This is a genomic window from Aeromonas sp. 102P (assembly GCF_051920345.1).
GTDB lineage: Bacteria > Pseudomonadota > Gammaproteobacteria > Enterobacterales > Aeromonadaceae > Aeromonas > Aeromonas veronii.
The window spans coordinates 3,747,279-3,758,877 of the sequence record NZ_JBQBCZ010000001.1 but is presented as its reverse complement, the minus strand read 5'-3'; the positions used below and the strand labels follow the sequence as shown (position 1 = coordinate 3,758,877).

Here is an 11,599-nt window from a genome sequence, read left to right as displayed (position 1 = left end):
CCACCAGGATATCCCATGAATACCAGTACCATGACCATAGGTAAAAAACTCACCGCCGGCTTTGCCGTGCTAGGTTTGATGGTCGCCTTTATCGGCGGTTTTGCCCTTGTCCAGTTTGGCAACATGAATGATGTTGCCATCCGGTTTACCGACAGCATCTTGCCAGCGGTCAATCGCACCAGCGCGATCGGGGATTCTCTCGGTGAGTTGCGTCGTTATGAGCTGGGTTATTTCGTGGTGGCTGCCGAGCCGCTGAAAAGGGCTGAATATCGGAATATTGCCAGTCAACAGCTTAACTCGATCGCGCAGCAGCTGATTGCCCATGACAAGACGATCTGGCCTGAGGATGTGGCGGAGCGCCGTACCTTCGATACGGTGAAATCTGACTGGGATCGTTACGTCGCCCTGCACCAGCGAGTCAAACAGCTGCAGGACAGCGATCAGCTTGCCGAAGCCCAACGCATCTTCCTTGAGGAGGGGGTTCCCCTTTACACCGCGCTGAGCAAGTCAGTGGCCTCCCTTATCCAGATTAACCATGGTTATGCGTCTGAATCCCGCAGCGACATTGTCGACTCTTATCAATCCGCCAATCTGAGTGTCACCATCGCGCTGGTGATCGGCCTGATCCTTGTGGTGGTGCTCTCCGTGGTACTGACCCGCCAAATTCGCGATCCGCTGATCATGCTGGCCCGTCAGGCCCAGCGTATTGCCAATGGCGATTTGGGTCAGGGCGAACTGCAGCAGTGGATCCGTGACAGCCGCTTTAACCGCGATGAACTGGGTCAGCTGGGCTCCGCCATCAACCGGATGCAGGGCTCCCTCTCCGATCTGGTGAGCGAGATCGCCGGCTCCGTGAGCCAACTCAGCAGCGCAGTGGAGGAGGTGAGCGCCATCTCCAGCCAGTCCGCCAGCGGCATGGCTATCCAGCAGAACGAAGTCTCCCAGGTGGCGACCGCCATGAACGAGATGCAGTCCACCGTCAACGAAGTGGCCCGCAACACCACGGATGCCATGAGCGCCGCCAAGGATGCCTCCCGCACCTCTGCTGCCGGCAGCGAAGTGGTACGCAGCTCCATCGCCAGCATCGAAGAGGTGTCGGTCAAGATTGAACAGGCGGGCACAGTGGTGCAGCAGCTGGAGGCCGACAGCGCCAACATCAGCGTGGTGCTGGATGTGATCCGCGATATCGCCGGTCAGACCAACCTGCTGGCCCTTAACGCCGCCATCGAAGCGGCCCGTGCCGGTGAGCAGGGTCGTGGTTTTGCGGTCGTTGCGGATGAAGTGCGTTCATTGGCCCAGCGTACCCAGGACTCCACCGCCGAGATCAGCAAGATGATCGAGCTGCTGCAGAGCCGCGCCGCCGAGGCGGGCAACGCCATGCAGCTGAGTCGTCACCAGATGCAGGAGAGTGTCGGTCTGGCGCGGGATGCCGGTACCAGTATCGAGACCATCAACGGTGCCGTAGTGCGCATCACCGACATGAACACCTTAATCGCCACCGCCACCGAAGAGCAGAACGCGGTGACCGAAGAGCTCAACCGCAGCATCGTCAACATTCACAATGCCGCTGACGAGAATGCCCAGGGCGCTCATCAGATCGCCCAGGCTTGTGTCGAGCTGAGCAAGCTGGCCAACACCCTGCACCATATGACCCAGCGCTTCACCCTCTAAGGGTTGATGCATGGGTAACAGAAGGCCCCGCCAATTGGCGGGGCCTTGTTGTTTCTGGCGTTGTGGAAGTGCTCAACTCAGGCCGACTATCTCGCCGTTCTCATCGATATCGATATGGCGATAGGCAGGCAGACTGCCCAGCCCCGGCATGGTCATGATGGGGCCTGCCAGCGCATAGACGAATCCGGCACCGGCGCAGAGCTTCACCTCGTCGATGGGCACCTCGAAATCGGTCGGCACCCCTTTGAGGGCTGGGTCGTGGCTGATGGAGAGCGGCGTCTTGGCCACGCAGATGGGCAAGTGATCCCACCCTTCGGCGGAGAGCTGGGCCAGCTGCTGGCGGGCTTTGTCTGAGAGCTGCACTCCGCGGCCGCCGTAGCCGCACTCCACCAGGGTCGCCAGTTTGGCGTCGAGGCTCGCCTCGTCGGGGTAGAGCAGTTTCACCTTGCCGGGTTGCTCGCAGGCGGCCACCACGGCGCTGGCCAGCTCGCTGGCACCGGCACCACCCTGGGTGAAGGCGTTGGAGATGGCCGCACCACAGGCACCGGCTTGCTGCGCTTCATGGGCCAGCAGCGCCAGTTCGGCCTCGCTGTCGGTGGGGAAGCGGTTGATGGCGACCACCACCGGCACCCCGTAGCGGCGGGCGTTCCGGATATGCCAGGCGAGGTTGGCGCAGCCCTGCTTGAGGGTCGGCAGATCTTCCCCTTGCAGGCTGGCTGGCAGCGGCTGGCCCGGGCGGATATCGAGCAGACCGCTGTTGGCCTTGAGGCCGCGCACCGTGGCCACCAGCACCACGCAGGCGGGGGGAATGCCGGATTGGCGGCTCTTGATGTTGAAGAACTTCTCCAGCCCCATGTCGGAGCCAAAACCCGCCTCGGTCACCACATAGTCGGTCAGGCCAAGGGCGATGCGATCGGCGATCACCGAGGAGTTGCCGTGGGCGATGTTGGCAAAGGGGCCGGCGTGTACCAGCACCGGTGTCTGTTCGGTGGTCTGCATCAGGGTCGGTTGCAGCGCATCTTTGAGCAGCACCGTCATGGCGCCCGCTACTTCCAGCTGTTCGGCGGTGACGGGCTTGCCGTGAATGTCGCGGGCCAGCTGGATGCGGCCGATGCGATCGCGCAGATCCTTGAGATCGCTTGCCAGCGCCAGAATGGCCATCAGTTCGGAGGCGGCGGTGATGACGAAGCGATCGCTGCGCTCCACACCATCGGCAGCGCCCCCCTGTCCAATCGTGAGGTGGCGCAGGGCGCGGTCATTCATGTCGAGGGTGCGCGGCCAGAGGATGTTATCGGCATCGATATCGAGCCGCGGCAGGCCGGTTTTGGCGGTGAACTTGGCACCCAGTTTCTGTTCGTGGAACAGGCGGGCATCGAGGGCAGCTGCCGCCAGATTGTGGGCCGCCGTTAGGGCGTGAAAATCGCCGGTGAGGTGGAGGTTCATCTCCTCCATCGGCACCACCTGGGCGTGGCCGCCACCGGCTGCCCCCCCCTTGACCCCGAATACCGGCCCGAGGCTCGGTTGGCGGATGGTTGCGATGCTGGGCTGGCCGATATGGTTGAGCCCCATGGAAAGGCCAAGGGTGGTCACCGTTTTCCCTTCACCGAGCGGGGTAGGGGTGATGGCGCTCACCAGTACCAGCTTGCCGCTCTGTGTGGGCTGAGACTTGAGCAGGTCGAGGCTGAGTTTGCCTTTGTAGTGGCCATGAGGGCTGAGCAGGTGCTGGGGGATGGCGAGGCGTTCGGCCAGCGCGTGAATGGAGAGACGGGGGGACTGGCGGGAGATCTCGATATCGCTTAGCATCAGCACCTCGTTGGCATATCGGGGTAAAATATGCGGCGCAGTCTAGTGGAATATAACGGGTAATCCAATGACGAAAACGATTTTATTTGGTGAGGGTGAGGTTCGTCAGAATCCTGTTCGGCTGGATCTCAACGCACTCTATCATCCCCCCAAGCAGCCGATGACGGCGCTGGGGATTGTCAGCGCGCTGGTGCCGTTGTTCGGTTTCGGCTGGCAGGCGATGACCCAGGACCCCGAAACCCAGCTGCGCCACGAGATCCGTAAACGGGTCAACAAGCACAAGACCGACGAGGCAAACCTCATTTTGATCCTGCAGCTGGCCGCCATGTTTGACTGCCCCGAGATTGAAGTGGCGCTCCCCTATGCCCTCAGTGAGCAGCAGTTGTCAGTTGTCCGCACCCGACTGCCACGCTGGCAGTTGCACCCCGAGCAGGAGCGTCTGCTGGCGAAGCTCATCCCTGTTGCCGCATCCGGCCAGCGTTAGGTTTCAAGCCGGACCAGCAGGCCGTACCCTCTGCTCTGGCAATCAGGTCGGCGCATCCCACTGCTGCGGGGCGAGATAGCGCTCCTGCACGAACTCGATAAAGCAGCGCACCTTTGCCGAGACGAAGCGGCGGTGCGGATAGACCGCATAAAGTCCCACCTCTCCCTTGTCCCACTCTGGCAGCAGGCTGACCAGTTGCCCTGACCGCAGGGCCTCCCCCACGATAAAGGTGGGCTGCAATATGATGCCCTGATCATCACAAGCGGCGCGGGTCAGCGCCACTCCGTTGTTGGCCCGCAGCGGCCCCTGTGGCCGGATGCTCTGCTGCTCGTTTCCCCGTTTGAAGTGCCACTCCGGCTGGGTCAGGGTGTAGATCAGACAGTCGTGCTGTTTGAGATCCTCTGGTTTTTCCGGTCTGCCCTTGCGCGCCAGATAGGCGGGGCTGGCGCAAAGCTCGACCCGAATGGTGGCAAGCTGGCGAGCCACCAGCGAGGAGTCGCTTAGGTGGCCGATCCGCAGCGCCAGATCGAACCCCTCTTCCACCAGCGCCACTCGTCGGTCGCTGTACTCGATATCGAGCTTGAGATCGGGAAAGCGCTGGCGAAACAGCGGCAGGGCGGGGGAGAGGTGCAGATAGCCAAAATCCATCGGCACCGAGAGCTTGAGGGTGCCGTTCGGCTGCTGGTTGTGGTGGGTCAGCTGGCTGTGAGTCTCTTCCAACTCCGCCAGCAGGGCGAGGGAGCGCTGGTAGTAAAATTGGCCCGCCTCGGTGGGATTGACCTGGCGGGTAGTGCGCGACAGCAGCCGGGTGGCGAGGGACTCCTCCAGCTGCTGCATCAATTTGGAGGCCATGGCCACCGAGATGCCGAGCTGGTTGGCGGCCTTGGTAAAGCTCTGGCACTCCACCACCTTGATAAAGGTACGCATGGCGGCGATCTGGTCCATTTTCCATCCTCAGTAAATAATGAATTTAATAAATCACTGATTATTCATCTTCAGAACGAGGTTAGCATTTTAACCACTGATGTGAACCCCAAGATGAAGGAACGAACGGATGAAAATGACCAAGGCTCTGCTGGCCTCCTGCCTGTTTATGGCTACCCCTCTGATGGCGGCGGATTATGATGTCGATGCGGCGCACACCACAGTGCAGTTCAAGGTGGGTCACCTGGGCTTCTCCGAGCTGGTGGGTCGCTTCAACACCTTCAGCGGCACCTTCAGCATGGATGACGCCAACCCGGCGGCCGCCAAGGCGAGCTTTGAAGTGGATGCCGCCAGCGTCGACTCCAACCACGAAGCCCGCGACAAGCACCTGCGCAGCCCTGACTTCCTCGACGTGAAACAATATCCCAAGATGACCTTCGTCAGCTCCGCTTACGAGGGCACCAAGGATAAAGGTGTGCTGAAAGGGACCCTGACCCTGCACGGCGTCTCCAAGGAAGTGGCCTTCGATCTGGTCAAGATCGGTGAGGGCAAGGATCCTTGGGGCGGCTACCGCAGCGGCTTCAACGCCTCCACCACCATCAAGCGCAGTGACTTTGGCGTGAGTTACATGCTGCCCGGCATCCCGGACGAGATGAATATCAACCTGTTTGTCGAAGGCGTGCGCAAGTAATGGGCGCGGAACTTCTGCTGCAAACCCTGGCGGCTCCTCTGGGAGCCGCTTTGCTATCGTGGCGCTGGCCGCGACTGGGTTATCTGTGGGGCGCTCTGGCGCTCTGGCTGGTGGGATCCTGGCTCGGTGGCCTCTATGGCATACCGGAAAAGGCGTGGCAGTGGCTGCCGCTGACCCTGCTGGTGCCCGCCATTGGGGCTCAGGTGAACGATCTGCGCGGTTCACTGCTGCTCTTTGCCGTGATCAGTGCGCTGGTGTGGTGGCAGGGATTGGCCTCGGTACTGGTGAGCGAACCCGGGATCTGGCTGGCGCTACTGCCCGCCATCCTCTGGTTTGGCTGGAGCACCTTGCGCTGTGATAGCCGCGAGGGGCTCGGGTTTGCCCTCGGCTTTATCTGGCTGGCGCTGGTGATCGGCATCGATGGCAGCCTGCTGATTGCCCAGCTGGCCGGTGCGCTGGCCGCTTTCGCCGGTTTTCGCGCCCTGCTTGCCACCTTTGTTGGCATCAAGGTAGCACCCGCCGGTCTGGCGCTGGCTCTCGCCTTCGTCCAGATGCTGGCCTGGCAATATGTGGAGGTGCCGCTGGTGGTGTTGCTGCCGGTCTGGTTGCTGCCGCTGCTGGAGTGGGCGTTGCGTGACAAACCCTGGCCAGTGCGTTGGGGGGGGCTGATCTTGCTCGCTGCTGCAGGAACCGGGCTCAGCCTGTGGTGGGTGTGGCCTGCTGCTTCTTTGTACTGATTTTTGCATGAAAAACAGGCAATTACAGTCATTTTTGCATACCCGCTCATACTCTTGGCAGATAATGATTGAGCCACCTATGTGTTTCAGATAAAAAGGTTTTTCATTTTATTTGGACACACACAGAACCCGGCTGCGCCGGGTTCTGTTTGCCTGCTTTGCGGCACATAAGGAGGCCACAGTTGCGCAGTCAAGGATCTGAGCATCTGTTTTTTCGCCATTTCACCGGACAGGGACGTATCGATGGTCTCTGCATTTTGCTGGTCACTCACCTGCTTCCCGATCGCCCCCATTTTATCGAAGCGCTTTCCCGGATTGGGCGGATTGGTGCCATTTTACCCAAACCGAAATCGGTACACGGCCCGACCCTGGAGTGGGTATCCCAGCACTATCCGGTGCTGCCCCTCAACCGGCGCTGGACCAATGATCCCGACAGTATCATCCAGCAGATTGCGCCGCTGGTGGCCCCCCACGAGCGGTTGCTGATCCTCGATATTGGCGGTTACTTTGCCAAAACCCAGGTGGTCTTGAGTGAATACTTCGGCCCCCGTTTCCTCGGGGTGGTGGAGATGACCGAGAACGGCCATCAACGCTATGAGCAGGAGGTGCTGGCGACTCCGGTGGTGTCGGTGGCGCGCAGCCCCCTCAAGCAGGCCGAGGATATCCAGATTGGTTTGAGCGTGGTCTACTCCGCGGAGTCGCTGGCTCGTAATCTCAACCGTACTTTCAACGTCTGCGAGGCGGCGCTGTTTGGCTATGGCAAGGTGGGGCGTAGCATCGCCCGCGACCTGCGCTGTCGCAACCTCCATCTCGGGCTGGTGGAGACCGATGTGCTGCGACAGGTCGAAGCGCTCTCTCACGGTTTTCGCTTGATCACCAAGGCCGAGGCGTTGAGCCGCGCCGAGCTGGTGATCTGCTCTACCGGCAACGGCTCGCTGGATTTGGCGGATCTGCAGGCGCTGCGCCCCGGCACCATGGTCGCCTCGGTCACCTCGGCCGACGACGAGTTTGCCTTCTCGCTGGCCCAGTTGCCGTGGCCGAGCGAAGAGGTGTGCCCCCATGTGCTGGCCCTCAACCGGCCGGATGGTACCCAGATCTACCTGCTCAACCGGGGCGAGGCGGTCAACTTCGTCCATGGTGCCGTGATTGGTGAATATGTCTATCTGGTGCTGGCGGAGATCATGGAAGGGATCCGGATGCTGGCGGCAGGCCCTCTTGCACCCGGCCTGTTCGAGCTGCCAGAATCGGCGATGCGTACCATTGCCCGCCATTGGCTGGCCGATTTTCATGGGGTTGATCAGCACTGATTTGACCAAACCGGGATCGGCCATTGGGCGGCAGTACGCCACTTCCCGCCATTGTCGCTTTTTTATGGAGTCACTCATGACCGAGTCTGAAACCCTGATCAGCAAACCCCGCATCGAAATACGCTACTGCACCCTCTGTCGCTGGATGCTGCGCGCCGCCTGGCTGGCGCAGGAGCTGCTATCCACCTTCGACAGCGATCTGGGGGAGGTTGCGCTGGTGCCGGCCAGCAAGGGGGAGTTCCGCATTCTGGTGAGCGGGGTGCAGGTGTGGGATCGGGTGGTCGATGACGGCTTCCCCGAGGCCAAGGAGATCAAGCAGCGGGTGCGTGATGTCATTGCCCCTGAGCGGGATCTTGGCCACTCAGATCGCAAGGCGGCCGAGTAACGCCAGATGGGCCGAGCGCCTCGAAAAGGTGCTGAGCATGAGAGCGAAAGGAGAGGGAGGCGATGGCCTCTCTCTCCTTTTTTGCCTTTGGCTGTTTGCCTGGCTCCAGCAGGGTTATAAGCGCGGCTCGGCCAGATGGCTGCCAATATAGCGGGCACGCTTGTGGGACTTGATGCGGCTCACATCGACCCACACCAGCCCGTCGATGCAGTGGTTGAAGTCGGGGTCGATACCAAAATCCATAAACTGGACGCCGCCCGGCTCGCACAGCTCGGAATACTGCTTGTAGAGGGTAGGGATGGCGCAGCCCAGATTGTCGAGGCGGGCCTTGAGTGCTTTGAGATCGGCGCCGTAATCCACCCCCTCGAACAGAGGTTGCGTCTCGGGGTAGGGGCGGCGGGAGGGGGCCAGCGCCAGCTCGGGGGCAAAGTGCTGGCGGTAGAAGCTCACCAGCAGATCCTTGACCGCCGGCGGCAGGCTGCCGGAGAGCGACACCGGGCCAAACAGGTAGCGGTAGCGGGGATAGCGAGCCAGATAGGCACCGATGCCGAACCAGAGATAATCGAGCCCCCGCTTGCCCCAGTAGGCGGGCTGGATAAAGCTGCGGCCAAGCTCGATGGCCTGCTCCAGCCGGGGCAGCAGTTTATCCTCAAAGCCGAACAGGGTGTGGCTGTAGAGGCCATCCTTCCCCTTGCTGGCCAGCAGCTCCGCCACCGGGGCGAACCGGTAGGCACCGATAATATCGAGCCGGGCCGGATCCCAGAGGATCAGGTGGTGATAGTCGTTGTCAAAGCCATCGAGATCCCGCCGCTTGCCGGAGCCTTCCCCCACCGCGCGAAAGGCGATCTCCCGCAGTCGCCCCAGCTCTCGCAGGATCACCGAGTGGCTCAGTTCGTGGCGGCGGTAGAGGTAGATCCCCTGACCATCCGGGGTGGTGCCGAGCTGTTCGCAGCTTTCGATGGCCTGTTTGAGTTGGCGGCGATCCTCCGGCAGGGCGATGGGGGCCTCGGTCTGCAGCCGTCCCGCCTTGCCACGGCCAATCCGGTAGAGGTGGTTGCGCACCAGCCGCGCCGCCGTTTTGGCGGGTAGATCCTGAAAACTGCCGAGTGGAATGCGCGCCCCTATGGTCACCGGCAGGGTCTGCCCCTGCTGGCGAAACAGCTGGCGTACCAGCAACAGGGCGGAGGCGGGCTTGTTGAGCCAGGAGGCGAGATAGAACCAGAGGCTGTTGCACCCTCCCAGATGGATGGGCACCAGCGGGGTGCGGGTGCGCTGGGCCAGCTTGATAAAGCCTGCCTGCCAAGGGCCATCTTTCACCCCCTTGAGGCCAAGCCGCGAGACTTCACCTGCGGGGAAGATCACCAGCGCCCCTTCATGGGCGAGGTGTTCGTTCATGGCGAGGATGGCCTGTCGATCGGTCTTGCCCTCCATATTGTCCACTGGCAATAGCAGAGGGCGCAGCGGCGCGAGCTGGGCCAGCAGCTGGTTGGCGACGATCTTCACATCGGGGCGGATGCGGCCGAGCAGTTGCAGCAGCGCCAGTCCATCCAGCGAGCCGATGGGATGGTTGGCAACAAGAATGACCCGGCCACTGGCGGGAATATGCTCCAGTTGCGCCTCGCTGACCCGATAGTCGAAATCGAGCTGGGTCAGCGCCTGCTCGACAAAGTCGAGGCCGCGCAGGTGCGGGTAGCGGGTGGCAAAGTCGGCAAAGGCACGTTCGTTGAGCAGCCAGCCCAGCAGCCGCTTTAACAGCGGGGTGAGCAGGGGGTAGCCAAGCAGGCGGGGGAAGTGCTGGGTCAGCAGGGTATCGATAGTGAACATCTGGAGGGCTCCGGCGATCCGTTGTTCCCAGCATGATGTGACACTGTTCCCGCGACATGTCAGCGGGATGACAGTTTGATGGCAGTGGCAGCCAGTTGCCCCTGCGCGACCCTCCCCGGTTTCCCTTTCCTGATGGGGGATGGCCAGATAGCAAGGGAGGAACCGGTAAACCGGCACCCCCTTGGTTGTCGCGGTAAAGATAGCGACCCGATTAACCGCGCCAGGCTGCGGTGAGGCGCACCAGCTCCACCAGGGTGGCGACCGATTTCTCCATGGATTGCAGCGGGATGAACTCGTGCTTGCCGTGGAAGTTGTGGCCACCGGTGAAGAGGTTGGGGCAGGGCAGGCCCATAAAGGAGAGGCGGGCGCCATCGGTACCGCCGCGAATGGGCTTGATTTTCGGCACCACGTCGGCGGCCTCCATGGCGGCCTTGGCCAGCTCGACGATATGCATGTGCGGCTCGATCTGGCTGCGCATGTTGCGATAGCTGTCGGTCAGGGTCAGCTCGATGCGGGCCTTCGGATACTCGGCCTGCAGGGCGGCCACCCGGTTCTGCATCTCGGCTTTGCGCGCGGCGAAGTGCTCGTCGTCGAAGTCACGGATGATGTAGTGCAGGGTGCTCTCCTCCACGGTGCCGCTCATCTGGGCCAGATGGAAGAAGCCCTCATACCCTTCGGTGCACTCCGGGGTCTGCTCGGCAGGCATGGCGGCGTGGAAGCGGGTGGCCAGGGTCTGGCTGTTGATCATGCTCCTCTTGGCGGTGCCGGGGTGGACGTTATTGCCGATAAAACGCACCGTAGCGCTGGCGGCGTTGAAGTTTTCATACTCCAGCTCGCCCAGTTCGCCGCCATCCACGGTATAGGCCCACCTGGCCGGGAATCTCTCCAGCGGGAACAGGTTGGCGCCGCGGCCAATCTCTTCATCCGGGGTAAAGCCGACCCAGATATCGCCGCGCGGGATCTCGGGGTGGGCCTGCAGGTGGTCGATGGCGGTGAGGATCTCGGCGATGCCCGCCTTGTCGTCGGCACCAAGCAGGGTGGTGCCGTCGGTGGTGATGAGATCCTGACCCAGGTAGTTTTTCAGGAAGCGGTAGTCACGAATGGCGAGCACCTCGTCACCCTTGCCAAGGCAGATGTCGCCGCCCTGATAGTTTTCGATGATTTGCGGTACTACTTGCTCCGCCTCGTAGTCGGCGGTGTCCATGTGGGCAATCAGGCCGATAGCGGGGGCGCCCGGCTGGTTGCCCGGCAGGCAGCCGGTGAGGTAGCCGTGCTCATCCAGGGTGACCCGGGTTAGCCCCAGCGCCTTCATCTCTTCTTGCAGGGCACGGGCAAAGATCAGTTGGCCTTCGCTGCTGGGGCAGGCTGGATTGGTCTCATCGGAGCGGGTATGAAAAGTTACGTAACGCAGAAAACGCTCAAGCAGGGTATCCATTAGTCAGCCTCTAACCGATTGTGAACGGTCATTGTGGCCAATCCGTGCGGGGCACTCATTGCGTCAGCGCAGGTTTTTCCCATTTTTTGACGCAAGGGAAGAGCGGCGAATGTGCGGCGCGCGGGGCAACGTCCGGGAGGGAGATCGCATAAATGTGATATTTATGGCGATATTTAGGCGCTGGCGGTGGTGGCCAAATTCCCCTCAGCGACCGTACAGCAAGGCGTCAGCCCAATCATGGCGTTTTCACACACTTTTCAAGGGGAAACCGGGCTGTCGCATAACCTGCGCCATCCCAGAGCCCGCCTGCCCGCCAGCAAGATTTGATCGACTTATTA

Annotated in this window: 10 protein-coding genes; 6 read left to right on the top strand and 4 right to left on the bottom strand. The window is 61.6% G+C overall.

The window, feature by feature from the left end; genetic code table 11:
* Positions 1–15 precede the first annotated feature (15 nt).
* Positions 16–1,671: a methyl-accepting chemotaxis protein gene (locus tag ACTG1K_RS17525; RefSeq protein WP_064339754.1), complete on the top strand. Its 1,656-nt coding sequence runs from the start codon at positions 16–18 to the stop codon at positions 1,669–1,671.
* A gap of 72 nt (positions 1,672–1,743) precedes the next feature.
* Here ACTG1K_RS17525 and ACTG1K_RS17520 read toward each other — a convergent pair whose 3' ends face one another.
* Positions 1,744–3,474 carry a formate--tetrahydrofolate ligase gene (locus ACTG1K_RS17520; protein WP_425855145.1) on the bottom strand — a complete coding sequence of 577 codons (1,731 nt, stop codon included), beginning with the start codon at positions 3,472–3,474 and terminating at the stop codon, positions 1,744–1,746.
* Between the two features lie 67 nt (positions 3,475–3,541).
* On the opposite strand from ACTG1K_RS17520, the gene ACTG1K_RS17515 reads away from it, so the two are divergent.
* On the top strand, positions 3,542–3,958 hold the full coding sequence (locus ACTG1K_RS17515) for a hypothetical protein (protein WP_425855147.1): 417 nt from the start codon (positions 3,542–3,544) through the stop codon (positions 3,956–3,958).
* 42 nt (positions 3,959–4,000) lie between these two features.
* Here the strand turns inward: ACTG1K_RS17515 and ACTG1K_RS17510 are convergent, their stop codons facing one another.
* Positions 4,001–4,903: a LysR family transcriptional regulator gene (locus ACTG1K_RS17510; protein WP_158112395.1), complete on the bottom strand. Its 903-nt coding sequence runs from the start codon at positions 4,901–4,903 to the stop codon at positions 4,001–4,003.
* Between the two features lie 109 nt (positions 4,904–5,012).
* Here ACTG1K_RS17510 and ACTG1K_RS17505 point away from each other — a divergent pair, with 109 nt between their 5' ends.
* From ACTG1K_RS17505 to ACTG1K_RS17490, 4 genes are all read left to right on the top strand, one after another.
* Positions 5,013–5,573: a YceI family protein gene (locus ACTG1K_RS17505; RefSeq protein ID WP_005334411.1), complete on the top strand. Its 561-nt coding sequence runs from the start codon at positions 5,013–5,015 to the stop codon at positions 5,571–5,573.
* Positions 5,573–6,310, top strand: coding sequence for a hypothetical protein (locus ACTG1K_RS17500; protein ID WP_440006174.1), 738 nt, complete (start codon positions 5,573–5,575; stop codon positions 6,308–6,310). Before ACTG1K_RS17505 ends, ACTG1K_RS17500 begins: the two co-directional genes overlap by 1 nt.
* A gap of 182 nt (positions 6,311–6,492) precedes the next feature.
* Entirely contained in the window at positions 6,493–7,617 is a 1,125-nt protein-coding gene (locus ACTG1K_RS17495; protein ID WP_440006172.1) for an adenosylhomocysteinase, read from the top strand.
* 76 nt (positions 7,618–7,693) lie between these two features.
* Positions 7,694–8,002, top strand: a complete 309-nt coding sequence (locus ACTG1K_RS17490; protein ID WP_043821170.1) for a SelT/SelW/SelH family protein — start codon at positions 7,694–7,696, stop codon at positions 8,000–8,002.
* A 114-nt stretch (positions 8,003–8,116) separates the two neighbouring features.
* Here ACTG1K_RS17490 and ACTG1K_RS17485 read toward each other — a convergent pair whose 3' ends face one another.
* Together ACTG1K_RS17485 and pepT are read right to left on the bottom strand one after the other, a co-directional pair.
* Positions 8,117–9,826, bottom strand: coding sequence for a lysophospholipid acyltransferase family protein (locus ACTG1K_RS17485; protein WP_440006170.1), 1,710 nt, complete (start codon positions 9,824–9,826; stop codon positions 8,117–8,119).
* A 211-nt stretch (positions 9,827–10,037) separates the two neighbouring features.
* Positions 10,038–11,261, bottom strand: coding sequence for a peptidase T (gene pepT, locus ACTG1K_RS17480; RefSeq protein ID WP_440006168.1), 1,224 nt, complete (start codon positions 11,259–11,261; stop codon positions 10,038–10,040).
* Between the last annotated feature and the right edge of the window lie 338 nt (positions 11,262–11,599).